The following is a 26,602-nucleotide window of genomic DNA, read 5'->3' on the forward strand; positions in this document are numbered from 1 at the left end:
GAGTGCTTTGGATATGAGTTACAAATTTTCGCCTTCTCTTATGTGCATGAATTTAATGGACATTAAACATCAGGTCAGCGTGCTGAACCAACGGGCCGACATGGTGCATGTCGATATTATGGACGGCCATTTTGTCAAAAATATTACGCTTTCTCCCTTTTTCATCGAGCAGCTTCGCACGGATTTGACGATCCCGATAGATGTTCACTTGATGGTGGAAAGGCCCGCCGACTTTATTCAGACGATTATCGATGCCGGAGCGGATTACATTACTCCGCACGCGGAAGTGATCAGCAACGACGCTTTTCGCATTATCGATCAAATCAAAAGCGCAGGCCGCAAAGTAGGCGTTGCTCTGAATCCGGCGACGCCGCTTAGCTTCATCAAGGAGTACATCCATCTTTTAGATAAAATTACAATTATGTCCGTCGACCCGGGCTTTGCCGGGCAAAAGTTCATTACCGAAATGCTGGACAAAATCAGGGAAGCCAAACGGTTGAAAGCGGAATTCGGCTACAACTACCTGGTCGAAATCGACGGTTCCTGCAACGTCAAAACGTTTAAAACGATTGAGAGCGCCGGAACGGAAGTGTTTATTGTCGGCACATCCGGGCTGTTCAGTCTGGACTCCGATCTGAATAAGGCTTGGGATATCATGATGTCGCAGTTCCATGAGCAGGTGGGGAGCGGGTCCGGGAAGTGAGGAAGCAGCGATGACAGGCGAGCATAAACCATTTGTGTTAGGTATCGACATCGGAGGGACCCATATCCGGCTTGGGGCTGTGACGCGGGACGGCGAGCTTCATCAATTTGCCATTCAAAGCACGGCGGTATTGACGGATTCCGGGGATCCTATCGGGCAGTTAAAACGGATCATACATGAATACCTGAAGTCGTGCGACGGCGATTTACTGGCTATTTCCATCGGATTTCCGGGTATTATCAGCAGGGACAAAAAGATCATATTCTCGTCCCCGAACCTTCCGGGATTCAATCAGGCGAATATTGTGGACCCGCTCGCAGCCGAGTTTCAGGTTCGGGTTTTTATCGACAATGACGTGAATTTTTTGCTGCTGCATGAAATCGTGCGGCAAAACTTGCCGAAGTCGGGCGTTATCGTGGGATTTTACATCGGTACGGGATTCGGCAATTCGATTTACGTCAACGGGCAATTTTTGGCCGGGAAAAACGGCGCAGCAGCGGAGCTCGGTCATATCCCCGTCCTCGGACGCGAGGAGACTTGCATTTGCGGAAATCCCGGCTGCATTGAAATTTACGCATCGGGAGCCCGGCTGCAGGAGATCAAGAAGGAGCATTTCCCAGCCAGCGAGCTGCATGATTTGTTCGGGATGCATTTTTCTTCTGATGTGATTCAGCAGTATTTGAACGCTCTGTCCATCCCGATTGCGACGGAAATTAACATTCTCGACCCCGACTTCATTATTATCGGCGGCGGAGTCGTCAATATGGACAATTTTCCGAAGCGGGAACTGGAATCCTACATTTATCTTCATGCGCGCAAGCCTTATCCGGCTAACAATTTGAACATCAGCTACGTGCAGGCGATCCAGACGGCGGGTGTTCTCGGAGCGGCGTATTACGCTCTGCAGGAAATGGGCGATTGACGATCCCGCCCCGCGATTTTGACTGAGAGGAGTTTCTAGAATGATGAGGGGACAGCAAGATTTCCTGGAGCAAAAAGCGGTTCAAGCCGTTCGCGTTCTGTCGATCGACCAAGTGGAGGCGGCCGATTCGGGCCATCCCGGCCTGCCCATGGGGGCGGCGCCAATGGCATATGAGCTGTGGACCCGGCACATGAAGCATAACCCCGGCAATCCGGGCTGGTTTGACCGCGACCGCTTTGTTTTATCGGCCGGACACGGTTCCGCGCTGCTGTACAGCTTGCTTCATCTGACCGGGTACGATTTGCCGATCGAGGAGCTCAAGCGGTTCCGCCAATGGGGGAGCAGGACTCCCGGGCATCCCGAATTCGGGCATACGCCCGGCGTAGAGGCGACGACAGGCCCGCTTGGGCAAGGCATCGGCATGGCTGTCGGCATGGCGATGGCCGAGGCGCATTTGGCCGCCGTCTATAACCGCGAAGGCTTTGAAATCGTGAACCACCATACCTACGCGCTCTGCGGTGACGGGGATTTGATGGAGGGTGTTGCCGCCGAGGCGATTTCCATGGCAGGCCATATGAAGCTGGGGAAGCTGATCGTGCTCTACGATTCCAACGATATATGTCTGGACGGCGATTTGAGCAGCGTGTTCAGCGAACATATCGCCGGCCGGTTCGAAGCTTGCCGTTGGCAGTACTTGCGCGTCGAGGACGGCAACGATGTCCGGCAAATCGGCGAAGCGATTCGCCGGGCCAAGGCGGAGTCGGATCGCCCGACGCTCATTGAAGTGCGGACTGTGATCGGCTACGGCAGTCCCAATAAGGCAGGCAAGTCGGCGGCGCACGGATCGCCGCTGGGTAAGGAGGAAATTGCTCTGGCGAAGCAATTTTACGGTTGGGAAGACGAGCCGTTCGCGATTCCGACGGACGTCAGGGAGCATTTTGGCTCCGTCCAAGCCCGCGGGGCGGAGCTTGAGCAGGAATGGGCGGAGAAGCTCGCCGCCTATGAGCGGTCTTACCCCGAGCCGGCCGATCGATTGAGGCAGGCGATTCGGGGAGAGCTGCCGGCCGATTGGGATCGGGAGCTGCCTGTTTTCGCGCCGGAGGCTCCGCCTATGGCGACGAGAGAGGCGTCAGGGCTGGCGCTGAACGCCGCCGCCCGGCATGTATCCGCCCTTATTGGCGGATCGGCGGATTTGGCTTCGTCCAACAACACGATGCTCAAGGGCGAAGCTTCTTTCGGGCCCGGCCGGTACGAAGGCCGCAACGTATGGTTCGGCGTCAGGGAATTTGCGATGGGCACGGCTTTGAACGGTCTGGCGCTTCATGGAGGGGTGCGGCCTTACGGGGGAACTTTCTTTGTGTTCTCCGATTATTTGAAGCCTGGCATGCGCTTGTCGGCGCTGATGAAAGCGCCCGTTATTTTCGTGCTCACGCATGACAGCATCGCGGTCGGCGAAGACGGCCCGACGCATGAGCCGGTCGAACAGCTTGCCGGCCTGCGGGCTATGCCCGGGCTGATCGTCATGCGCCCGGCGGACGCAAACGAGACGACGGAAGCTTACCGGTACGCCTTGAGTCAAAAGGCGGCCCCGGTCGCGATGGTCCTGACCCGGCAAAAGCTGCCGGTGCTGGAAGGTACGGCGACCGGAGCGCGCGAGGGGGTCGCCAGAGGGGCTTACGTCGTCGCCGATCCGGCGAACGGGGCGCACCCGGCCGTCATTTTGCTGGCCACCGGGTCGGAAGTGCAGTTGGCAGTCCGCGCCCAGGCGCAGCTGGCGGACAAAGGCATCCCCGCGCGCGTCGTCAGCATGCCGAGCTGGGAGCTGTTTGAGGAGCAGCCCGAGTCCTATAAGGACGAGGTGCTGCCGCCGGACATCGAGGCGCGCATCGCCGTCGAAATGGCGCACCCGCTAGGCTGGGAGCGCTACACGGGCCGGCGCGGCCGGATCATCGGCGTCCGCACGTTCGGCGCGTCTGCGCCAGGGGGCACCCTCATGAGCGAGTACGGCTTTACCGTGGACAACATTGTGGGCAACGCACTGGAGCTGCTTGCGAAGCTTGAGACTGCCGAAAAACCCGCCCGCTAATGCAGGCAGGGTGCGATCGGCACGTCTAGCAAGCACGACCGGCATCGCGCGCTCGCGTTGAAAAGCAGCAAAAGCACATTAGCAACAAGATATTCCTGCGAAAGTCGGCAATTTCCACGAATAGATGGGCTTGGACCAAGCTCGGACCCATTCTGGCGGAAATGCCTGCACAAACGCAGGTTTTTTCACAAATTGAACCACATTATACGGAAAATACCTGCACAATCCAGGCTGCAACGGTAATCCACACACCAGAGCCGGCCGCACAATCCAGGCTGCAACGGTAATCCACACACCAGAGCCGGCCGCACAATTCAGGCTGCTACGGTAATCCACACACCAGAGCCGGCCGCACAATCCAGGCTGACCCGGCAACCCACACGTCAGAACCGGTCGCACAATCCGCCTGCGCGAGGAAAACCTGCAAAAGTACATCTTTTTCTCGAGGGATACGCCGACTACGGAATATTCCTGCAATTGTGCAGGCTTTTCACCGCGAACGTGGGCTCAGGATCATTTTCGTCGAAAAAGCCTGCACTTTCGCAGGCTTTTCGCCAAAATGAACTATTTTTGTGGAAAAAACCTGCACTTTTGCAGGTTTTCTTCCTTCAAGCCGCGTTGTCCCCCCCATTTCAGCTTCACAACCGAGCAAGAGAGGCAACCCGTCCGTCGCTGATAAACAATCTAATTGTTCGCAAGTTTTCTACACATTTAAGGAGGTACGTCCGTCCGTTTTCTCACTAAACAGCCTGCACAATCGTGCACAATCGGAGGTTTTTGGCTTGCCCCCGCAGCTGTCACAGGCTTTGCGTCTAGCCCACCGCGCATCTTGCCCGCCGCTTGCGAAGGTGCGCAGGCTTGCCACGCCGGCTCATGAGCGAGCGGCTGTGCAGTCCCGAAAAAAGGGGCCGCCCCAAACTAACCCCGCCCAACGTCCGCCACGGTTGGTGAAAGTTGGCCCAACGGGCAGCCATGGTGGGTGAAAGTTGGCTCAACGGGCCGCCACGATGAGTGAAAGTTGGCCCAACGTCCGCCGCCATGGGTGAAAGTTAGTTCGAGACAGCCCTTTTCGGCATGTCATCGGCTTATGTGTGCCTTTCGCACCGCGCGCATCTCCCAGCGCGCGGTGTTGCGCTGCATGACGGCGGTTGGTCGACTACTTGTGTTACCGTGCTTCGCGCCTGCCGATCAGGCGTTTAGTTCGCGCCGGCGGCCTGCTGCTCGCTTTTTTGCTGCATATGCGCTTTGGCGTCGATCACTTTGCCGCTGCTGCGCTCGGCGGATGCAGCGCTCATCAGGCTGCTTCCCTGAAAAATGCCGCCTTCCTGAATCACGACGGAACGAACGTCGATGTTGCCGATCAATATGCCGGAGCTCGTTATGATGAGCTTGCCTTTGGTAAAGATGTTGCCTTTGACTTTACCGGCTAAAATGACATCGCGGGCATGAATGTTCGACTGAACGACGGCATTCTCGCCGATTGTAATATCCCCGGCGCATTCGATATCGCCGTTGAACTGGCCTTCGATGCGCACGCTGGCCTCGGAAATCATTTTACCCTCGCAAATCGTGCTTTCGCCGATTAACGTATCGGTCGTTTTGGCATCGATGCTTCTTACTTTGCCGTTTTTGAACATTAGCGTTCATCCTTTCTATCGGAAATGAGATAAGGAGTGGGGTCGATCTGGACGCCGTTCTTATGTACCTCGTAATGAAGATGAGTTCCCGTGCTGCGGCCGGTTGTTCCGACAAGACCGATGTTTTGGCCTTTGGTTACGGTTTCTCCCCGCCTGACGAGCAGCTTGCTCATGTGCATGTATTCCGTCTCCAGCCCGCGCGAATGATCGACAATAATATGATTGCCGTGTTGATCGTCATAGCCGGATTCGATGATTTTGCCGGCCGCCGTCACATAGACCGGATCGCCCAGTTCCCCGTCAAAGTCGATGCCCGTATGCATGGTCGGTTTTTGCGTAAAAGGGTCCCGTCTGATGCCGAAGCCCGATGTGATCGTGTGCGAGACGATCGGCCACAGCGTAGGCGTAATGCTGCGGAGCCGCTCCGCTTCCGCAAGTTTGGCCTCGGATTCCGTCAGATTGCTCAGGAGCTGGTTAATGTCTCCGACAAGCGAGCTGAGCCCTTGCTTCGTATTGGCGACAAGCTGAAATACTTGCCCGGAACTGACGGGCACTTCTTCACCTCCGACATCGTTTCTTGTTCCGGATGGAGTCGGGCTTTTCGTGCTTGTCCCTCCGGTCTGGCTCATCAGTTGGACGACGTGATTCAGCTTTTTGATTTCTTCCAGCTTCGTTTTGAATTCCTCGGCTTGCTGCGACAGGTCGATCAAATTGTTTTGCAGCTGTTCAAGCTCGCCATTTTTAAGGGAAATTTGATCGATCCATTGACGCTCTTGTCCATCAAACGACTCCTGCATCGTGGTCGTCGCTTCATTGAAGTAGGTATTCATCAAGTAAATGGTTGCAAAAAAACCGATCAGCACAAGTGCAATGACGCTGGGCACCACATAAAGGCTGCTTTGTGGAAGCTTGATTCGTACGGTTCGACGGTTGGCGCCCGGAATAATCATTAAGGTCAGTTCCTTTTTACCCCAGATGAACTTCAACCGATATCCTTCCTTTCCGTAACAAAGTCTCCCTCCTTGTTTTCGATTGTATTCGTCAAATCTTCGAGTCATGCCTATTTTATTTGGACAGAAAATCAGTAAGCCCTTTACAGGATGTCCACATGGTACGAGCAGAATTTGGAAAAAAATGCATGTTTCACGGAATTCGGTAACATACTAGTGCAGCTTTGCCTATAACTTTTTGATGGTTGGCATCGTCTATACGAGTATAAGGAGGGAATATGAAATGAAGCTGAAAATATTTATGTACACGGCCATCATGGCCATTCTTCTTGCAGGGTGCGAACAAACGGTCGGGACTGCCGGGGAAACGCAGCATCCGGATGCCAGCCCCGCCGCCGGTCAATCGGCATCTCCGCAGCCGACGGCCCCTTCGAGCGCGCCTCCAGTGAGCGCCGCCGAAAGCCCGGCTCCCAGGGTGCCCGCCCAGACTCAAATGGGCAAAGTAACGGCGGTTCGACTCGCCGATGCGAAGTCCGGCTGGGCCGGCGGCGAAGGCTGGATCGCCAGAACCGATGACGGCGGAGCGCATTGGCAAATGCAGTACCAAGGCGCAGGCGCGGTCAAGCAGCTGTTCGCCTTGAATGACCAGGAGGCGTGGGCGACCGTCGGCGATAACACGGAGCTGCTGAGTACGACCGACGGCGGCAAGCATTGGAGCAAAGCCGGAAAAGCGCCCAACCAGGGCTTCCTGCACTTTGTTTCCAAACAGGAAGCCTACAGTGCGAATGCAAAGACCTTAGACGGCGGCAAAAGCTGGACCCAGCTTGCCGTGCCTGCGAATATCGTGGGGGATGCTTATTTTCACGATAAAGAGAACGGCTGGGCGGCCGTGCAGGCCCAAGGCGCCATCGAAGTGCAGCGTACGCAGGACGGCGGCCGTACGTGGCACAAGGTCATGTCGCGGCAATCGGCAGCGCCGCTCAATGGAGCCGTCATCCGGTCGGCGGGCGCGAATGACGCATGGATCGAGCTCATCGGCGGTTCCGGGATGACGCAAACGTCGTACTCCTTGTTTCACACAGCAGACGGCGGCAAAACATGGCAGACCGTCATCGCCAATTCGACGGCCGGAGGAGGGCCTGCGCCCGGGTTCCCGCTTGGCTACAACGACGGTCCGTCGAATACGGGGACGAAGCCCGGCCCGCTTTATGTCATGAACGGCCAGGTTGCCTTCATGGGCGGCCAATGCCCGTCTTGCGACAACGGACAAAATACGATCGGCTGGACGAAGGACGGCGGCAAAACGTGGACGAACGGGAAAGCGTCATTCAGCGGATACGGAGAGATGCTGCTGGCAATGGCCGATGCCGAACGGGGCTGGTGGATCACCACGGACAACAAGGAGCCGTCCGTCATGTATACAACCAAAGACGGCGGGGCGAGTTGGACCAAGGCGCACACTTTTGCCAAGCCGCAATAACTTTGTAGAAACTTTGATGAAACTTCTCGATTTGTGTCGCCGTAGTATAAGGTATAAAATAGAATAGATAAGTCTTAGAACAAGGTGGAGACAAAAAGTGAAAACAAAAGTTATTGCAATTTTGACGGCTCTTTTATTAGTCGCTAATACATCGATGGTTGACGCGAAAAGCAGCGCGCCCAGCACGTCGTCACGCTCGGGTTCGTTCTCGACCGGCTCCGGCTCCAAGTCGAACTCCAATTTTAGCGGCGGTTCCAGCAGCAAAACGTCGCCAAGCACATCGACCGACAGCAGCAGCTCTAGCTCGAGTTCCAGCTCCAGCTCCGGTTCGTCCAGCAGCTCGACCTCCTCAGGTTTCAGCGGCGGATCGTCCAGTAAATCGACCGTACCGAGCATGTCCAGTTCCAATTCAAGCTCAAGCACTAGCAGCAGCACGTCGGGCAGCACAGGGTACCAGCGTCCTTCGTCCAGCGTAACAAGCGGAAGCTCGATTAATCCTAACAACGGCAGAACTTACAGCAGAGGCAGCACTTACTCGGAAACCGTTCCGTCCGGAACGCGGGTCAGCAGCTTCTGGCCGGTAGTAGGAGCTTTCGCGGCAGGGTCGATGCTCGGCTCGATGATGCATCCGTGGGGCGGCTATTACCCGGCTTCCGGCGGAGGTTACGTGCACCAATCGTTCTCCTTCTTGTCTTTGATTATGGATTTGATTGTGATCGGGGCGATTGTCGGTTTGATCATGTATGTGTACAGAAAGATGCGCAGAAGGAGCTACTAAACGATGAGAATATTATTGGACCAACAGGATGTTTTGGACTCCGTTCATGTGTATATCGCCGCTCAGGATAACCGCGGGAGAGTGGAGGGAAGCGCCCCGCACAACGTTCATGAGGTGGAGCTTTTCTATAACGAACGGCAAGGGTTTTCCGCCAAAGGTTTGTTGTACGGCAGACAGTACCGTCTGAATGAGCGGGATGTCATCGATGCCGTCGCCTTGTATATGTCGTCCTATTATTCTTTCCGGGCGGACCGCTTGCTGGTCAAGCTTTCCTGGGACGAAGACGGACACCAGGGAGCATTCAGCGCCGACGTTCTTGTAGAACGGTAATTTCATAATCAGGCATGTCAACGAAAGGATCCGGGGAAACCCGGATTTTTTTATTTTAACCAAGAAATAGGATAGACATCGGTCTTAACGCTCACTTACAATAGTAAGGTCTTACATTTCCATGATTATCCAAACAAACGACGAGGATGGTGTACGATGGAGCAGCTTATTGCAACAGGAAACGGCTGGACGGACATAAGCCCGAAGGAAGCGGGATATGACGCTTCGGCTCTGCAACGGCTTGATGAGCACTACCGGCATTTGATAGACATCGGGACTATTCAAGCTGCGGGCTACTTGCTCGCGCGCGGCGGCCGGGTGTTCGCGCACCGATCGATGGGCAGGCAGACGTGGCAGCCGGACAGCGGGCCTTTGCAGCCGGGAACGATCCGCAAGGTGTATTCGATTACAAAAGTATTCACGGCGGCTGCCATTCACCGGTTGATCGATCAGGGGAAGCTGCACTTGTCGCAAAAAGTAAGTTCAATCGTGCCCGAATTCGATACGGGGCTCCATCGGGATATTAGTATATTTCATTTGCTTACGCATACATCCGGTCTTTCCGCTGATCCGGGCTTTTATGCCGAGCCCTACGGGCTGCCGTGGTACGAATGGTGGTACAAGCAGGCCAAAGAATCGGGCCTGACCGATAATTGGATCAAACTTTTGCTTAGCGGGCCACTGCAAAATGAGATTGGCAAGGAGTGGATCTACTGCTCGGCCGGATACGTCATTTTGGCGGAAGTCGTTTCACGGGTGTCCGGAAAGCCGTATGAGCAGTACGTCATCGATGAAATCGCCGCCCCGCTGGGGATGAAGCACACCTTCTTTGAAGTTCCCGGGCATCTGCACGAACAAGTGTGCTATGTCGACGAATGGGAAAGGGGGGAGTTGTACAATCCCCAGCCGTTCGAGGGACGACCGCCGCGCGGCGGCAACGGTCTTTATTCCACATTGGAAGATTTGTGGCGGTTCGGGCAAATGATGCTGAACGGGGGCGTATGGGGCGGTACGAGGGTATTGTCCAAACGGGCGGTGGAAATCCAGACGACGAATCATCTGCAAGGAATCCCGCACAACGGATGGGGGGACAGGAAAAAAGATTACCCGTTCGGCCTCGGCTGGTCGCTGTACGGCAAAGACCTGTGCTCGCCGGGCACGTTCAACCACGAAGGCTTCGGACACTGCGGCTTGTACATCGACCCGGTCGAACAATTGGTATTCGTATTCTTCGTTCCCAGCATTAAAGGCTACACGGACGAATCCGTCGTCACTCCCCGTGCGATCGCATGGTCGGGACTACTATAAAGCGGTCAACCGCGGAAGAAAGGTGAACACCTCTCATGCTTACACAAATGTCATTCAGCCATATCAGTCCGGAAGAGGCGCGGTATGAACCTCAAGCCATCAACCGGCTGAACGATCATTTTCAACAGCTAATCGATAAAAAGAGCATCCAATGCGCCTCCTACATGTTGATGCGGGACGGAGAGATATTTGCCGGCGGAGCGTTCGGCCGATTGTCGCATAAAGACGACAACCATGCGCCGTTCAACATCGATTCGATCCGCAAGTCGGCGTCAGTCAGCAAGCTGTTTACCGCGACCGCCGTGTTTCAATTGATCGAGCAAGGCAAGCTGTTTCTGGATCAGCGGGTTTCCAACTGGACCGAAGAGTTCAAGCATCCTTTATTCGAGCGGATACAAATCTGGCATTTGCTCTCCCACACGTCGGGACTTCAGGCGGATGGCGGCTATTATACGGAGCCGTACTCGCGAGGCTGGTGGTCGGTGCTGTTCGCATTCGATCCTGACCGCGATTCTGAAAAGAAAAGCGAGGACGAGCTTGCGAGATTGCGCCGAACGGCATGGATTCGCGCGATGTTGTCCGGGAAGCCGCTCCATGAGCCGGGCGAAGCTTACGCGTATTCCACTATCGGCTATGCCGCGCTTGCGGAGATTGTCGCCAGAGCGTCAGGGATGCCTTTTGAGAGCTATGTGATGACTCATATCGTGGAGCCTCTTGGCATGACGCGCTCTTTTTACGAGGTGCCCGAATCGCTTCGCTCTGAAGTGTGTACGGTCAACGACTGGGATGAAAAGCATTTGAAAGACGAAGAAGACGGGAACGATCCTTACGCCCACCTTGCAATGCCGCCCCGCGGCGGGTACGGATTGTATTCTACGCCGGAAGATTTGTGCAAATTCGGGAATATGCTGCTGGGCATGGGAACCTGGCGTGGGGTTAAAATTTTATCCCGCAAATCCGTGGAGCGCATGCTCCGGAAGCCCTCTGGCAAAATCGGCGGCGTGCATTGGGGAAACCGTCTTGAAGATGTTCCGTTCGGGCTCGGCCCCTGGATGCCGAGCGGCGACGAGTGGGTGTCGCCGGGCTCGTTCGGCCATGAAGGGGCCGGGCGCTGCAAGCTGATCGTCGACCCCCGGGAAAGAGCCGTTATCGTGTTCTTCACACCGTCCGCGTCGGATTGGTCGGCCGAGTCCGTCATTTCGCCGCAGACGATCATTTGGTCGGGGTGGCAGTAGCATCCATGAGAACGCTTCCGCAGTCGATTGCCGCAGTAGGCCTCGCCACTTACAAGGAATGGGCGGCGTTTCGGTCGCATATGGCCGTTTCGCTGCTTGTCGGGCCTGTCTTTTATTTGGTTCAGTATTTTATCTGGCATGCGGTGTATGAAGGGCGCGAGCAGATCAATGGCCTGACACTGCATCAAATGCTGGCCTACTACGGTATTTCCGCCGTCATTCATTATTTGATTTTCGATTTTGCGGACTGGAACTTGCAGATGCTCGTCCGAACGGGGAAGTTCGTGACGTTCGCGCTGCGCCCGATGCCGCACTGGCTGTTCGCCCTGGCCCAAAAGCTGGGGCATCGCACGCTGGGCTTCTGGATCGAGTTCGTGCCGATCGGGCTTTTGTTCCTGCTCGTTTTTCAAGTCGATCTGATTCCGGCTAATCCCGGTTGGGCGGTCTTGTCGATTGCGCTCAGTTTTCTGATGAACTTCATCATCAATTATATGGTGGGGTTGACGGCTTTCTGGCTCGTCAGAGCGGAAGGCATCCGCCGTGTGATGCTGCTGTTGAAGGATATAACGGCGGGCGTGTTCGTGCCGCTTTCCTTTTTTCCCGAGGCGCTGCAAAAAGTGCTGTTTTTCCTGCCGTTTCAGTTCATCGCTTACTTGCCGACGCGGGTCATTATCGGCGATTACGAGCTGGCGGGCATCCGTCTGCCGCTTGCACAAGCCGTCGCGCTCCAGGCGATTGCGGTGGCGTTGATGGGCGCGTTGATGCTGGTTCTTTATAATGCGGCGCTGCGGCGGTTCGCGGGGGTGGGGGTATGAGAGGACTTGCCGCCTGCTTTGCGGCTGTGATCCGCACCAAATTCGGCGAGCAGATGGCGTACCGCAGCCATTTTTTTCTGAGCATCGCGCTGCTTGTGGCGGGCGACCTGATCGTGCCTTTGATTACAGTGCTTGTGTATAAGTCGGGGGCGTCATTTCCGGGCTGGACACTGCATGAAGCGATGCTTATTCAGGCTATTTTCGCTTTATCCAAAGGAATCGCCTTTCCGTTCTTCTTCGGAATGATCGGCACGACGCTCGGGCATGTCCGCGAGGGCACGTTCGATTTGCTGCTGTTGAAGCCGCGCCCGGTACTATTCATGTCGATGCTGTACGGACTTGATGTCGACGATTTTGGCCGTTTGTTCGGCGGGGCGATCTTGTTCGGTTATGCGCTTTCGGGGATTAAGGCGCCGACGACGGCGGAATGGCTGCATTTTGCCCTTATGCTGTTTGTGTCGCTGACCGTGCTGGCATCGTTCTCGTTTGTCATGTCCGCGCTGTTGTTCAAATGGGTGGGCAGCAGCCGGGTTTACGATATTTTCGATGCGGTCACTGCGTTTGGCATGTATCCGGGGACGATTTTCGCCAAGTCGTTTCAAAACCTGCTGACCTACGTGATGCCGATCGCATTGATTGCTTTTATTCCGGCTCAGGCTCTGCTCGGCCAGGCGGGTGCGGAAACATGGCTGATGACAGCTGCCGCTCTGCTGTTCCTCGCTCTGACGCTGGGCTTCTGGCATCGCATGCTGCGCCACTATACGAGCGCAGGCGGATAAGGAAAGGGAGATTGTATGATCGAGATGCGGGATTTGACGAAAACATATACGACCTATGAGCGCGGGCACACCTGGAAGGAAATGCTCGTGAATGTGTTTCATCGGCCGATGAAGGAAGTGTGCGCGGTGCGCGGCATTTCGCTTCAGGTCGGGCAGGGGGAGATGGTGGCGTTCCTCGGGCCGAACGGCGCAGGGAAATCGACGACGCTCAAAATGCTCAGCGGCGTTCTCCATCCGACGTCCGGCGAAGTCCGGGCGCTCGGGTATGTGCCGTGGAAGCAGCGGCGCGAATATGTGCGGCATATCGGCGCTGTTTTCGGGCAGAAATCGCAGCTGCTGTGGGATATACCGCCGATCGATGCGTTTTATATGAACAAATCGATTTACGGCGTACCCGACAAGCCTTACAAGGATACGCTGGAGGAATTATCGTCCCTGCTCGGCGTAACCGGACTTATCCGCAAGCCGACGCGGCAGCTCTCGCTGGGGGAGCGGATGAAATGCGAATTCATCATGGCGATGCTGCATCAGCCGAAGCTCGTTTTTTTGGATGAGCCGACCATCGGGCTGGATGTCATCGCCAAGGAGAACATCCGTGATTTTATCCGCAGCATGAATAAAAAAGGGACGACGTTTATTTTGACCACACACGATCTGGACGATGTGGAAGCTTTGGCGGAGCGCGTCATCGTCATCAATCACGGGGAGATTGTCTTCGACGATGGCTTGCAGTCGCTGAGAGGGCGGCTCGGCAGCAAAAAGATGGTGCGGATTACGACGGAGAAGCCGCTGCGCGACAGCGACCTGGAGGCAGGCATCCGCCTGCTGAGCAGAGGCGGCGATTGCGAGCTGGAGCTGGAGATCGACACGGAGACGCTGCCGCTCAAGCGTTTTATCGCGGAGATCAATGAAACGTACGGCGTGCACGATATGGCGATCGCGCCTTTGGCGATCGAAACGATCATGAAGGAGCTGTACCACGCGGATGCCCGCCGAGAGGCGGCTCCGGCGGGGCAAGCTTCCCGCTGACGGCCTCAGCGCGGCGGCTGGTCCCCATCGCCGCTTTTTCCGCTGCCGTTCGCGCCGCCGTCATTGCTGCCATTGCCGCCGTTTCCGCCACCCCCGCCGCCGCCGTTGCTCCCGTTACTTCCGTTCCCGTTGAAGAACGTATCGGTGAGCGCGCGGATCTTTTCCATAAACTTCCCGTAGCCGTACCCGGTCAGGAAGGCTACACTGATGCGCGCTGCCATGGAATCGCCTACCTGCAGCAGCAGGATGCCGCTTTTGAACAGCACGATCGTGACGATGGCCGAACCGAAGCAGAGCATGGGGCGCATCACATACCAATAAATCCATTGTGTGGTCAGATTGTGATAATGCTCATGAAACATCCGCAGCCCGTAGAGCGCCCCGCCGAGCGCGCCGGCGAAGCCGAAAGAAGCGTAGTCGCGGTACAGCTTCACATCGATGCCCAGCAGCTTCCCTTGCAGCGTTCCGCTGCCGAGCACGGCCATCATCCAGAGGCTGCCGACGAACCAGACGAGCAAATAAGCGAAGATGAACTGTTTGCCGAACCGCTGAACGGGCTCCATAAAAAAACACCGCCTTACAAATGGTTAATACCATTGTATGAGCGGTGTTTTTGTTGATGACTGTATATAGGGGCGATTCTCGGACAGCTTCAAATGGTGAATGATCGCTTTGGAGCAATCCTGCGCCCGGAACTGCTGGCGGGAGCGGATGTCCGACCGGCGCTGCAGCAGAAGCGGGTACTGCTCCAGCAGCAGCCCGAACCAGTGATCGATCATTTCCAGCGATGTGATCATTTGCCCGTAGCCCTGCTCTTGGAAATATTGGCAGTTCTCTTCCTCCTGCCCCGGAATAGGGCTGTAGAACAGCATCGGGATGCCTTTGGCCATCGCCTCGGTGCAGGTCATGCCGCCGGGCTTGGTGATCAGCAGATCGGAGATGTCCATCAGCTTGTTGATTTCCTGCGTGAAGCCGATCAGATGGACGTTCGGATGCCGGAAAGCCGTTTCCCCGAGAAGCTGCTGGCGCGCTTTTTCGTTCGTGCCCAGGCAGATGAGCAGCTGAACGCGATCTTTCCAGGTGGCGATATAAGTCAGCAGGTCTTCTTTTTCATCCTTCTTGAAAATGCCCCAGCCGCCTCCCATGACCATGACCGTAGGCATATCCTTCAGGCCGAATTCGCTGCGGATTTGCTCTTTGCTGTGCTGGCGGCGAAAATTCGGATGCACGGGGATGCCGGTAACTTCCACTTGCACCGCCGGAACGCCGCGTTCGATCATCCGCTCTCTGACCGTATTCGTCGAGACGAGATATTTGTCTACGGCCGGGTCGATCCAGGTGCCGTGCGCGTCGTAATCGGTGATGACCGTAAAGAGCGGCACGGATAGGCCGGCTCGCTTTAACCGGGATACGATGATGCTCGGAAAAGGGTGCGTGCAGACGATGATATCGGGCTTCAACTGCTCGATCACGGCTTTCGTCTGCGAGTAGAAGAGCCGGTGCAGAGCAAGTCCTGCGACGCGATTCAGCGATTTTTTATGCTGATGGCGGTAGATCATACCATATAGTTTGGGCTGTGTAGTCACCGTGCGGCGGTATGCCGAAAAAATCAAGGGAGCCAGCGTCGGATGCAAAAAGGCGCCGAGCTCGATCACGCGCGTAATAATTTCGGAGGAGCTTTGCCTAAGCTCCACGGACAGCGCGTGCGCGGCTTGAGTATGTCCTTTGCCGAAGCCCTCGGAGAAAAGCAGGATCCGTTTTTTGCGCAAGGCACTCACCTTTCTCTGCGATCAAGCCGTAACCGGCTTTTCGCGATCAGACTGTACAAGATTAGACGTTCACTCCGGGGCCTGGCCCTTCACTAACGGGGTTGCCAGCTTTCGTTTTGCGGCATAGCATTTGCGGCATACCGGCACGTAGCTCTCATTGCCCCCGATCTGAATTTGCTCGCCGTGGAATATAGGCTCTCCGTCTTTGCACCGCATATTCATAATCGCTTTTTTGTCGCAGTACCAGCAGACCGTCTTAATCTCCTCAATCGTATCGGCGACTGCGAGCAGCGCGTTGCTTCCTTCAAACAGCTGCCCGAGGAAATCGGCGCGAAGCCCGTAAGCGATGACGGGAATGTCCAAATCGTCCACGATATCGATCAACTGTCCCACCTGCTCTTTATTCAGAAACTGGGCCTCGTCGACCAAAATGCAGTTCGGCCGCTCGTCGCGCGCCATTCGGATCATATCGAGCTGATCGTCGACGACGATGGCGCTTTTGTACATACCGATGCGGGAGGTGATCTTGCCGACGCCGAACCGGTCGTCCACTACCGGGGTGAACAGCAGCACCTTTTTGCCCTGCTCCTCATAATTGTGGGCAACCCGCAGCACTTCAATCGATTTGCCGCTGTTCATCGTTCCATAACGAAAATATAATTTTGCCAACCCGGCCAGTCCTCTCTGCGTAAATAAAATGAAAGAAAATTCACTGTCAAATGGTAAAAAAGTAAGTCGCGGCCAGCCGGTCCAGTTCGTCCAGCTTTCGTCTGGCGTCGATGCTCGCTTCCGAAGCGGGCCTGCCTGCGATCAGCGGCTGCTTTTTATAAAGCTTGCGAATATTGACTTGAATGCTGCCGGGCACAGGCTCGTAGGCGATTCGAATCCGATGGGGCTCGTACATAAGCACATTCATGATTTCCCCGGCCTGACTGTCGCCGCTTTGCAAAAGCTCCTGAATCAATTCATGGTCGGTGAGCGCGGGAATCCGCTCTTTCGCATCCGGCGAGACTCCGCAGTGGAGTGTCGCGGCTTTGGCCAGCAGCGCGTCCATCGCCAAAAATTCCGGCTGCAGGAAGATCCGGTGATCTTCCACGACGGCGTGGATGAGACCCATAGCGGTATCGGCATCCGCTTCCAAATAATGTCCGCGTATCCGCAGCCTTCTAATCAGCTCGGAAGGCGGCTGCAGATGGCGTCCGGCGGCATAAGTATCTCTTAAAAAGCTGTCTAGGTGATCCAGTCCCATAAGGGTCGTTTTGTTGGTTAACGGGCTGTCCTGATTCAATAAAGATACGATGGAAGCCGGAGACATGCCGTATTTCACTAAAATTTGCTCCACTTCGCCGCTTGTCAGCAGCTGCCCGGTGCGCTCATGATGATCGAATCCGATCGTGCGCTCGATCGCATGGGAAAAAGGCAGATGCCCGATGTCGTGAAGCAGAGCGGCAACCCGCAGCTGCAGATCGTCCGGGAAAAAATGAGCCATGAGCGACCAGACGCCGACGGTGTGCTCGAATCGGGAATGGGTCACGGGCGAAAACAGCGCAGAGGCGCCGAAATGATGCAAAAACTTCAAACGCCGAACCGGCTGCGACCGGAAGAGCGCGATCTCTACCGGGTGAGCTTGAATCTCCAAACGGTATAGAGGCTCCCAAATCGTACCGGAAGTAAACGTGTGCTGAATACTCAAAACAGGGTCCTCCTAGGGTGTGATTCTGGATGGGCGTTTCATTGCAGCGGCTTAAGCTATCATAGCATGAAATAGAGAAGGTTCGCTATCATGAGCGTATGAAATACAATCGCAAAACATGCCTTTTATGCAGCAGGGACGCGGATGAAGGGGCAAATGCCGGTTTCCGAAAATAGGACTGCCGCCCGGCCGCATAGCCGTTAAGTCCCGGTGTTTGAAAGTGTGGTAAGGGCCTCTTAACCGCACCTTGAAAAAGAATTATTTTTAATAGTCTGAAAATCCATTCTTTTCAATTTTTTCAATTGATCAATAGGAAACCAGATGATAATATAAAATGAAAATAGGATTTTACTGCGTTAAAGCACACCATAGAGTCTGTCCGATGAACCCGGTAGAAAAAATCAGGAAAAGAAAGGTTGCCCAACATGAAAAGAAACGGATTACCTCCCAAACAGGGAATGTATGATCCTCAGTTCGAGCATGACGCCTGCGGCATCGGCTTCGTGGCCAATATTAAAGGCGTCAAATCGCACGAAATCGTCAAGCAGGCGCTTAAGGTGCTTTGCAACTTGGATCATCGCGGGGGCCAGGGCTGCGAAACCAATACCGGCGACGGAGCGGGCATCCTGATGCAAATTCCGGACGCTTATCTCCGGGAGGCATGCAAGCAGGACAATATCAAGCTTCCGGCGGCAGGCAGCTACGGGGTCGGCATGGTTTATTTGCCGCAGGATTTGGAAGCCAGACAAGCGTGCGAAAATATGATCGAACGCATCGTGAACGAAGAAGGTCAGTTCTTCCTCGGCTGGAGAACGGTTCCGACGGATAACAGCTCGCTCGGCGAATCGGCCAAGTCGGCGGAGCCTTTCGTTCGCCAGGTTTTTATCGGCCAAGCAGGGGACACCGCAAGCAACCTCGATTTTGAACGCAAATTGTATGTCATCCGCAAGCTTTCTGAAAACGCTATCTTAACATCTTACAGCAATATTCCGTTCTATTATTCCAGCTTGTCCAGCCGTACTATAGTTTATAAAGGAATGCTGACCCCCGGGCAGGTGGATGCTTATTACTTGGAGCTGCAGGATGACAAAGTGGAGTCCGCGCTTGCACTCGTTCATTCCCGCTTCAGCACGAACACGTTTCCAAGTTGGGAGCGCGCGCATCCTTACCGCTATTTGATTCATAACGGAGAGATCAACACGCTGCGCGGCAACGTCAACTGGATGCATGCGCGCCAGGCGATGTGCGATTCCGAGTTGTTCGGCGAAGATTTCAAACGCATTCTTCCGATAATCGATACGGCCGGTTCGGATTCACAAATGTTTGACAATACGCTGGAATTTCTGATGCTCGCGGGACGTTCGCTGCCTCATGCGGCGATGATGATGATTCCCGAGCCCTGGTCCAAGCACGAAACGATGGACGACGAAAAGAAAGCATTTTACGAATATCACAGCACTTTGATGGAGCCGTGGGACGGCCCGGCCGCCATAGCCTTCACGGACGGAAGCATCATCGGCGCGGTGCTGGACCGCAACGGCTTGCGTCCGTCGCGCTATTACGTGACGAGCGACGATTTGATCGTGCTCGCTTCCGAAGTAGGCGTGCTCGATATAGCCCCCGAGCGCATCGTGCACAAAGAGCGCCTGCGGCCCGGCCGCATGCTGCTTGTAGATACGGTCGAAGGGCGCATCGTGTCCGACGAAGAGATCAAAACCCGGATCGCCGGCGAACAGCCGTACCGGGACTGGCTCGACAAGCACCTGGTCAGCCTGGATGAGCTGGAGGACGCGCAGGCGGTGCCCGGCTCCGATTTCGATACCGTGCTGCAGCGCCAGCAGGCTTTCGGCTATACGTTCGAGCAGCTGCGCAAAACGCTGGAGCCTATGGCCAAAACAGGCGTAGATCCCGTCGGCTCGATGGGGATCGACGCTCCGCTTGCCGTGCTGTCGGATCGGCCGCAACTGATGTACAACTACTTCAAGCAGTTGTTCGCGCAGGTCACGAATCCGCCGATCGACGCGAACTTCGAAGAGATCATTACCGCACAGGGCACGACCATCGGGCCTGAGCGCAATCTGATCGCCCCCGAACCGGAAAGCTGCCGCCAGATTCGTCTGAAGACGCCTTTCCTGACGAACGGGGAGCTTGCGAAGCTGCGGCATATTCAGCGCGAAGGGTTCAAAACCGTTACGCTTCCGATTTTGTTCGACGCCGCACAGGGAGCCTCCGGTCTGGAAAGCGCGATGCAGGCGCTGTTTGCCGCCGCCGATCGGGCGATTCAGGACGGAGCGACGCTGCTGATCTTGTCCGACCGCGGCGTTGACGGCAGGAACGCGCCGATTCCGGCGCTGCTGGCAACGTCCGGGCTGCATCACCATTTGATCCGCGAAGGCACGCGCACTAAAGTCGGCCTGCTCGTTGAATCCGGCGAACCGCGGGAAGTGCATCATTTTGCACTGCTGCTCGGCTTTGGCGCAGGGGGGATCAACCCGTATCTGGCGCTCGAGACGCTGGACGACATGATCCGCCGCAAACAGTTGGCCGGCGTGGACACGGAGAAGGCGACGGCCAATTATTTGAAAGCGGCGACGAAAGGCGTCGTCAAAGTTTTGGCGAAAATGGGCATTTCCACGATCCAAAGCTATCGCGGGGCGCAAATTTTTGAAGCGATCGGGCTTAGCCAGGAGTTTGTGGACCGATATTTTACATGGACGTTTACCCCGGTCGGCGGCATCGGCATCGACGTGGTGGCGCAGGAAGCGCTGCTTCGCCATAACCGGGCTTTCTCCGGGCAGGAGGGCCGCGACCGCGTGCTGGATACCGGCGGCGACCTGCAGTGGCGCAAGGACGGCGAGGAGCATTTGTATACGCCGGAGACGGTGCATGCGCTGCAGACGGCGGTGCGGACGAACAACTACGCGATGTACAAACATTTTGTGAAGCTCATCCGGCGGGAGGATGAGAAATATATGGCTCTCCGCGGCCTGCTCAGCTTCAAGGACGGGCGCGAGCCGGTCCCGATCGAAGAGGTGGAGCCGATCGAGTCGATTTTGCGGCGCTTCAAGACCGGAGCCATGTCATACGGCTCCATCAGCAAGGAAGCGCACGAGACTTTGGCGATAGCGATGAACCGCATCGGCGGCAAGAGCAATACCGGCGAAGGCGGCGAGCATCCGGAGCGCTTCGCGCCGGACGCAAGCGGCGATCTTCGCCGCAGCGCGATCAAGCAGGTGGCGTCCGGCCGCTTCGGCGTCACGAGCCATTATCTCGTCAACGCCGACGAGATTCAGATCAAGATGGCGCAGGGTGCCAAGCCCGGCGAGGGCGGCCAGCTGCCGGGATCGAAGGTGTACCCCTGGGTCGCCGAGGTTCGCGGGGTTACTCCGGGCGTGGGGCTGATCTCGCCTCCGCCGCACCATGACATTTATTCGATCGAGGATTTGGCGGAGCTGATCCACGATCTCAAAAATGCCAACCCGCGCGCCCGGATCAGCGTGAAGCTGGTTTCCGAAGTCGGCGTCGGCACGATCGCTGCGGGCGTAGCGAAAGGCAAGGCGGACGTCGTTCTGATCTCCGGCTACGACGGAGGAACGGGCGCATCGCCGCAGACGAGCATCCGCCACGCCGGACTGCCGTGGGAGCTGGGGCTGGCCGAGACGCATCAGACGCTCGTGCTCAACAACTTGCGCAGCCGGATTGCCGTCGAGACCGACGGCAAGCTGATGAGCGGGCGCGACGTGGTCGTGGCGGCGCTGCTGGGCGCCGAGGAGTTCGGCTTCGCGACGACTCCGCTCATCACGATCGGCTGCGTCATGATGCGCGTATGCCATCTGGACACCTGCCCGGTCGGCGTCGCGACGCAAAACCCGGAGCTGCGCAAAAAGTTTGCCGGCGACCCGCAGCATGTCGTGAACTTCATGACTTTTATCGCGCAGGATGTGCGCGAGATTATGGCGGAGCTGGGCTTCCGCACCGTCGAAGAAATGGTCGGGCGCACCGACGCGCTGGAGTCCAGGCAGGCCGTCGAGCATTGGAAGGCGAGGGGCATCGACTTGTCGCCGCTGCTGCACCAGCCGGAAGCCGGCGAAGACGTGGGGCGCTTCTGCCAAATCGAGCAGGATCACGGCCTGGACCGTTCCCTCGACATGACGCGGCTGCTGGCCATCTGCGAGCCTGCGCTGGAACGGAAGGAGCATGTGCATGCGATCCTTCCGATCGCCAACACGAATCGTGTCGTCGGCACGATTCTCGGCAGCGAAGTCACCCGCCGCTATGGAGCGGAAGGGCTGCCGCACGATACGATCCGCCTGCATTTCAACGGCTCGGCGGGCCAAAGCTTCGGCGCTTTCGTGCCGAAGGGGATCACGCTTTCGCTGGAAGGCGATGCCAACGACTACGTCGGCAAAGGATTGTCCGGCGGCAAGCTGGCGATTTTCCCGCCCGCCAAGTCCGTATTCGTGCCGGAGGAGAACATCATCATCGGCAACACCGCTTTTTACGGCGCGACCGATGGGGATGCTTACATCCGCGGCATAGCCGGCGAACGCTTCTGCGTGAGAAACAGCGGCGCGCGTGCAGTCGTGGAAGGCGTCGGCGATCATGGCTGCGAGTACATGACCGGAGGGCGCGTCGTCGTGCTGGGGCGAACGGGCCGCAACTTTGCCGCAGGCATGTCGGGCGGCATCGCCTACGTGCTCGATGAGCAGGGCGATTTTGCCGGCAGGGTGAACAGGGAAATGGTTTTGCTCGAACAGTTGGAAGAAACTTACGAAATGAATGAGCTGAAGACGATGATTCAGCATCATGCCACGTTTACCGACAGTTCGGTTGCCCATCACGTGTTGAACAACTGGGAACAATTCGTCTGGAAGTTTGTGAAGGTTATTCCGAAGGACTACAAACGGATGTTCGAAGCGATCGAGAAGGTGAAACGTTCCGGACTCAGCCAGCAGGAAGCGGTTATGGTCGCTTTTGAGGCGAACATGAAGGACGTGTCGCGCGTCGGCGGCAATTAGGAGTTTGTCCGACGGAGTTACTTTTGTGCATACCGGATGAATCATGACCGCATATATTGCCGCTTACGCTGCATGATTACTATCATTTTGCAGATATATACCTTCTGCTGAGTTCTTCGGACAGACTCCCAGGAGTTTGTCCGCGAAATTCCGCAGGTTTTCGGCGTTAACGAACGCGGCCGGCGCCATTCTTTTACGCAGCCGGCCTTCCTGCGGAATGCTCAGCGAAAGCTTACGAAGAAAGCTTTCCTTGCGGAAAAACTCAGCAGATGCTTACGAAGAGAGTTTTCCTGCGGGAAGTTCAGCAGATGCTTACGAAGCCAGCTTTCCTAACGGAAAGCTCTTAGGAGGAAACACAATGGGCAAACCAACTGGGTTTATGGAATATAGCCGTGAAGTAGCGTCCGAAGCCGCCCCGCTGGAGCGTATCGGCCACTGGAACGAGTTTGCGGTTCCCCTTACCGAGGAAAAGCTGCAGACGCAAGGCGCCAGGTGCATGGACTGCGGCATTCCTTTTTGCCATACGGGCAAGCTGATCAGCGGAATGGCCGCCGGTTGTCCGGTCAACAACCTGATTCCCGAGTGGAACGATCTGGTCTACCGCGGGCAATGGAGGGAAGCGCTGGACCGCCTGCACAAGACGAACAATTTCCCTGAATTTACGGGGCGCGTTTGCCCCGCTCCATGCGAGGGCTCATGTACGGTTGGGCTGAAAGATACGCCCGTTACGATCAAAAGCATCGAAAAAGCGATCGTCGACAAAGGCTTCGCCGAGGGCTGGATTACAGCCGAACCGCCCGAAGTCCGCACAGGCAAAAAAGTGGCCGTCGTCGGATCGGGTCCGTCCGGTCTGGCTGCTGCTGCGCAGCTCAATAAAGCCGGCCATTGGGTAACGGTGTTCGAACGGGCCGATCGCATAGGCGGGCTGCTCATGTACGGAATTCCGAACATGAAGCTGGATAAAAAATACGTGCAGCGCCGCGTCGATTTGCTGGAAGCGGAGGGCGTTACGTTTATTACCGGCGCTCATGTCGGCGTGAACTACCCGGTAGAAAAGCTGCAGGAGGAATTCGACGCGATTGTGCTGTGCGGCGGCGCGACCAAAGGACGCGATCTGCCGATCGAAGGCCGCGAGCTGGGCGGCATTCATTTGGCGATGGAATTTCTGGGCAAAAATACAAAAAGCTTGCTCGATTCCGAGCACGCCGACGGCGCATTCATCACGGCCGAGGGCAAAGATGTCATCGTGATCGGCGGCGGCGATACCGGAACGGACTGTGTGGGCACTTCATTGCGCCACAAGTGCAAAAGCGTCACGCAGTTCGAAATCATGCCCAAAGCGCCGGAGACGCGGGCGGCGAACAATCCTTGGCCGGAGTGGCCGAAAGTGCTGAAGGTGGACTACGGCCAACAGGAGGCCGCCGCCGTTCAGGGCGAGGACCCGCGCCGATATCTCATCAACACGAAGAAATTCGTCGGCGATGAGAATGGCAACCTGAAGGAGCTGCACACGGTGCTGATCGAGTGGCAAAAGAACGAGAAAGGCCAGTTCGTGCCGGTAGAAGTTCCAGGCAGCGAAAAAGTGTACCCGGCCCAACTGGCGCTTATCGCCATGGGCTTCACCGGCCCGGAGAATACGATTCTGGAGCAGCTCGGCATCGATAGAGACGAGCGATCCAACGCGAAAGCCGAGTACGGCAAATTCGCCACGAACGCCCAAGGCATCTTCGCCGCAGGCGACATGCGCCGCGGGCAAAGCCTCGTCGTCTGGGCGATCAACGAAGGCCGCGCCGCCGCCCGCGAAGTGGACCGCTACCTGATGGGAGCGTCAAATCTGCCATAATTCTACAAGCAAAATGCAGAGCATCCTTTGTTGTAGGCGGTTTTTTATCGCATCGCCGGCTTCCATGTGGAAAAAGCCTGCAAAAGTGCAGTTTTTTGCTCGATGAGACGCTCACAACGAAAAATTCCTGCAAATGTGCAGGCTTTTAAGCGTGAACATGGGCTTAGGCCCATTTTCATCGAAAATTCCTGCACAATCGCAGGCTTTTCCTCCAAATGGACCGCATTTACGGAAAAAGCCTGCACTTTCGCAGGTTTTCCCGGCTGCCATGCCAAAAGAGCCGCTATAATGAGGCACAGGAGGTTGATTACCGGTGCCTTTTCCTAACGCGCCCGAATCCCGGGCGCGCGTTTCGGCGCCTGCACATGGCGGCGGTCATACCACTCGGCTTGCCTTGGAGCAGTCCGGTTGCCCAGGCTTGCCGCTACGGGGCAAGTCCGGGTTGCCAAGGCTTGCCGCTACGGGGCAAGTCCGGGTTGCCCAGGCTTGCCGCTACGGGGCAAGTCCGGTTGCTAAGGCTTGCCGCTACGGGGCAAGTCCGGGTTGCCCAGGCTTGCCGCTAGGGGGCAAGTCCGGTTGCCCAGGCGTGCCGCTACGGGGCAAGTCCGGTTGCCCAGGCTTGCCGCTTCCGGAGCAAGTCCCGGTGCCAAGGCTTGCCNCCGGGTTGCCCAGGCTTGCCGCTAGGGGGCAAGTCCGGTTGCCCAGGCGTGCCGCTACGGGGCAAGTCCGGTTGCCCAGGCTTGCCGCTTCCGGAGCAAGTCCCGGTGCCAAGGCTTGCCACCTCGGAACAGTCCGGGCGTATGTATTCGAACAGGCTGTCCTTACGGTTGTTTTGATCGTATGGGGCGGCCTTTTTAGCACGTCCATATCCCATTTGCCGCCCGCATCGGGCGTCGGGGTCGTAGTTAAATTATGGAATCCCCACATAATCGCTAGCTTTTATAGTATAATTAATAATATATTTAATAAATATACCAATTTTAACCATCGAAAGGACGTATTTATTGAATGAATCGCAATGCAATTCGGACTCTGTTTTCATTTTTGGCGGTTCCTGTGCTGACGGTTTCGTTGGCGGTGCCGGCTTTTGCTGCTGATAAAAATTACAATATCACCGTCCATACTGCAAACGTGGCCGACGCCGGAACGGACGCCGACATTTATATAGGTCTCAACGGCAGTCTCGGGAACTCTCCGATGGTTAAAATGGATAAACCGTACTATGACGATTTTGAACGAAATTCGACGGACACGTACACATTTTCTTTCAGCGACGTAGGCATTGTCAAATCGGTTACGTTATGGAACAACATGACGGGAAATAAGGCCGAATGGCTTGTGGATTATGTCATGGTGAACGACGGTACGAATATTTGGTATTACTACAATACGAACGATAGCTGGACTAATCTTTATTCACAAAGCGTTACTTTAAACAAACAGTAGATAATAGTTAGTAGTAAGTAGCTAGTAGATAGCGAACAATCGCGAATTTGAGGCGTACTGCGGGCGCTGCGTGGCGGCGGCCGCTCCGGGTTAGGCCCGATGGCAGTCGTCGCCTGGCAGTCCATTTTGTCGTCTCGCAGCAGCCGTGCAGAATTTTCTGCCCGGTTTTTTTTATGTGGGGCCGGCCCTCTGGGTTAAGGGGAAACAAAGCGTGAACATTTTCGGCTAATCATGTAAAATAGAAGGAACAGGCGGCCCAGGGGCTCAAGCACGAGCCGCCCGAATCGAGCGGAACCATGGGGTGAGCGCGTGAAGAAGGAAGATTTCGTTACGCAGGCGGAACTAAGCGCACTGCTTTCTAACAGCGGCAATTCCATGCAGGCTGACGAGCATCAGAACGGCCGCGGGCTCCATTCCTTGCATGAGGCGGTGCTGCTGCTTGCCAAGCAGATTGAACTGCTGCAAATCCAGATGCAGGGGCAATTCCAACTGCAGCAAAAGGAGCAGGAGCAGCTGCTGAGGCATTTCAAATACCAGCTTGAGCATTATTTACGGCAGCAGCAGGCGGTTGCAGGCATCGAGCAGCCGCAGCAGTCCCAACTATCGCAGCTTGCGGCGGAATATGCCGAAGCGGAAGTGTCCGCGGCGGACATTGAGGCTGCTGAAGCGGCCAATCCGGCGGCCGGCGAACAGCCGCCTGCATTTTCCCGCGTGCAAACGTACGGGAAAACCCGAAAAAGAAAAAAATCTTTGTTCGGAAGATTGTTTGAATAAAAGCAAA

Annotated in this window: 21 protein-coding genes; 15 read left to right on the plus strand and 6 right to left on the minus strand. The window is 56.1% G+C overall.

The features are described 5' to 3' along the window. The first annotated feature begins 13 nt into the window (after window positions 1-13). From alsE to tkt, 3 genes are read left to right on the plus strand one after another with little or no spacing between them, the layout of a single operon-like run. Window positions 14-703 (plus strand): D-allulose 6-phosphate 3-epimerase, encoded by a 690-nt coding sequence (alsE, locus tag AC0LWT_RS15770; protein ID WP_474682211.1) that lies wholly within the window; start codon window positions 14-16, stop codon window positions 701-703. Continuing rightward, on the plus strand, window positions 672-1,625 hold the full coding sequence (alsK, locus tag AC0LWT_RS15775; protein WP_474682212.1) for an allose kinase: 954 nt from the start codon (window positions 672-674) through the stop codon (window positions 1,623-1,625). The genes alsE and alsK overlap by 32 nt, the downstream gene beginning before the upstream one ends. 43 nt (window positions 1,626-1,668) lie before the next feature. Beyond that, window positions 1,669-3,711 carry a transketolase gene (tkt, locus tag AC0LWT_RS15780; protein WP_474682278.1) on the plus strand — a complete coding sequence of 681 codons (2,043 nt, stop codon included), beginning with the start codon at window positions 1,669-1,671 and terminating at the stop codon, window positions 3,709-3,711. 1,196 nt (window positions 3,712-4,907) lie between these two features. Here the strand turns inward: tkt and AC0LWT_RS15785 are convergent. Beyond that, window positions 4,908-5,348, minus strand: coding sequence for a bactofilin family protein (locus AC0LWT_RS15785; RefSeq protein ID WP_474682213.1), 441 nt, complete (start codon window positions 5,346-5,348; stop codon window positions 4,908-4,910). After that, entirely contained in the window at window positions 5,348-6,334 is a 987-nt protein-coding gene (locus AC0LWT_RS15790) for a M23 family metallopeptidase (protein ID WP_474682214.1), read from the minus strand. Before AC0LWT_RS15790 ends, AC0LWT_RS15785 begins: the two co-directional genes overlap by 1 nt. Window positions 6,335-6,581: 247 nt before the next feature. Here AC0LWT_RS15790 and AC0LWT_RS15795 point away from each other — a divergent pair, with 247 nt between their 5' ends. The 8 genes from AC0LWT_RS15795 to AC0LWT_RS15830 all read left to right on the plus strand — a co-directional run bounded on the left by AC0LWT_RS15795 (window position 6,582) and on the right by AC0LWT_RS15830 (window position 14,052). After that, the gene (locus AC0LWT_RS15795; protein ID WP_474682215.1) at window positions 6,582-7,778 is read left to right on the plus strand and encodes a beta propeller repeat protein; all 1,197 of its coding nucleotides are present in this window, start codon (window positions 6,582-6,584) and stop codon (window positions 7,776-7,778) included. Between the two features lie 97 nt (window positions 7,779-7,875). After that, window positions 7,876-8,556 (plus strand): hypothetical protein, encoded by a 681-nt coding sequence (locus AC0LWT_RS15800; RefSeq protein WP_474682216.1) that lies wholly within the window; start codon window positions 7,876-7,878, stop codon window positions 8,554-8,556. Between the two features lie 3 nt (window positions 8,557-8,559). Next, window positions 8,560-8,886, plus strand: coding sequence for a DUF2653 family protein (locus tag AC0LWT_RS15805; RefSeq protein WP_474682217.1), 327 nt, complete (start codon window positions 8,560-8,562; stop codon window positions 8,884-8,886). Between the two features lie 156 nt (window positions 8,887-9,042). Further along, window positions 9,043-10,194, plus strand: a complete 1,152-nt coding sequence (locus AC0LWT_RS15810; RefSeq protein ID WP_474682218.1) for a serine hydrolase domain-containing protein — start codon at window positions 9,043-9,045, stop codon at window positions 10,192-10,194. 35 nt (window positions 10,195-10,229) lie between these two features. Continuing rightward, the gene (locus AC0LWT_RS15815) at window positions 10,230-11,429 is read left to right on the plus strand and encodes a serine hydrolase domain-containing protein (RefSeq protein WP_474682219.1); all 1,200 of its coding nucleotides are present in this window, start codon (window positions 10,230-10,232) and stop codon (window positions 11,427-11,429) included. A 5-nt stretch (window positions 11,430-11,434) separates the two neighbouring features. Beyond that, on the plus strand, window positions 11,435-12,244 hold the full coding sequence (locus tag AC0LWT_RS15820) for an ABC transporter permease (RefSeq protein ID WP_474682220.1): 810 nt from the start codon (window positions 11,435-11,437) through the stop codon (window positions 12,242-12,244). Next, a complete protein-coding gene (locus tag AC0LWT_RS15825; protein WP_474682221.1) occupies window positions 12,241-13,023 on the plus strand; it encodes an ABC transporter permease in 783 nt (260 codons plus the stop codon). The genes AC0LWT_RS15820 and AC0LWT_RS15825 overlap by 4 nt, the downstream gene beginning before the upstream one ends. A 15-nt stretch (window positions 13,024-13,038) precedes the next feature. Further along, window positions 13,039-14,052: an ABC transporter ATP-binding protein gene (locus tag AC0LWT_RS15830; RefSeq protein WP_474682222.1), complete on the plus strand. Its 1,014-nt coding sequence runs from the start codon at window positions 13,039-13,041 to the stop codon at window positions 14,050-14,052. A 5-nt stretch (window positions 14,053-14,057) separates the two neighbouring features. On the opposite strand, the gene AC0LWT_RS15835 is transcribed toward AC0LWT_RS15830, so the two are convergent. The 4 genes from AC0LWT_RS15835 to AC0LWT_RS15850 form a co-directional block, all read right to left on the minus strand. After that, the gene (locus AC0LWT_RS15835) at window positions 14,058-14,615 is read right to left on the minus strand and encodes a hypothetical protein (RefSeq protein ID WP_474682223.1); all 558 of its coding nucleotides are present in this window, start codon (window positions 14,613-14,615) and stop codon (window positions 14,058-14,060) included. A gap of 24 nt (window positions 14,616-14,639) precedes the next feature. Then, entirely contained in the window at window positions 14,640-15,821 is a 1,182-nt protein-coding gene (locus AC0LWT_RS15840; protein WP_474682224.1) for an MGDG synthase family glycosyltransferase, read from the minus strand. Window positions 15,822-15,890: 69 nt separating this feature from the next. Next, complete coding sequence (locus AC0LWT_RS15845; protein ID WP_474682225.1) at window positions 15,891-16,490, minus strand: thymidine kinase; 600 nt, start codon at window positions 16,488-16,490, stop codon at window positions 15,891-15,893. Between the two features lie 46 nt (window positions 16,491-16,536). After that, window positions 16,537-17,514, minus strand: a complete 978-nt coding sequence (locus AC0LWT_RS15850; protein WP_474682226.1) for an HD domain-containing protein — start codon at window positions 17,512-17,514, stop codon at window positions 16,537-16,539. 425 nt (window positions 17,515-17,939) lie between these two features. Here AC0LWT_RS15850 and gltB point away from each other — a divergent pair, with 425 nt between their 5' ends. The 4 genes from gltB (at window position 17,940) to AC0LWT_RS15870 (ending at window position 26,595) form a co-directional block, all read left to right on the plus strand. Next, window positions 17,940-22,532 carry a glutamate synthase large subunit gene (gene gltB / locus AC0LWT_RS15855; RefSeq protein ID WP_474682227.1) on the plus strand — a complete coding sequence of 1,531 codons (4,593 nt, stop codon included), beginning with the start codon at window positions 17,940-17,942 and terminating at the stop codon, window positions 22,530-22,532. Between the two features lie 358 nt (window positions 22,533-22,890). Beyond that, window positions 22,891-24,375, plus strand: coding sequence for a glutamate synthase subunit beta (locus tag AC0LWT_RS15860; protein WP_474682228.1), 1,485 nt, complete (start codon window positions 22,891-22,893; stop codon window positions 24,373-24,375). A 1,008-nt stretch (window positions 24,376-25,383) separates the two neighbouring features. After that, window positions 25,384-25,821: a PLAT/LH2 domain-containing protein gene (locus tag AC0LWT_RS15865; RefSeq protein ID WP_474682229.1), complete on the plus strand. Its 438-nt coding sequence runs from the start codon at window positions 25,384-25,386 to the stop codon at window positions 25,819-25,821. Window positions 25,822-26,130: 309 nt separating this feature from the next. After that, window positions 26,131-26,595: a hypothetical protein gene (locus AC0LWT_RS15870; RefSeq protein WP_474682230.1), complete on the plus strand. Its 465-nt coding sequence runs from the start codon at window positions 26,131-26,133 to the stop codon at window positions 26,593-26,595. Window positions 26,596-26,602: the final 7 nt, after the last annotated feature.

The sequence above is a fragment of the Paenibacillus sp. sgz302164 genome, assembly GCF_056120505.1.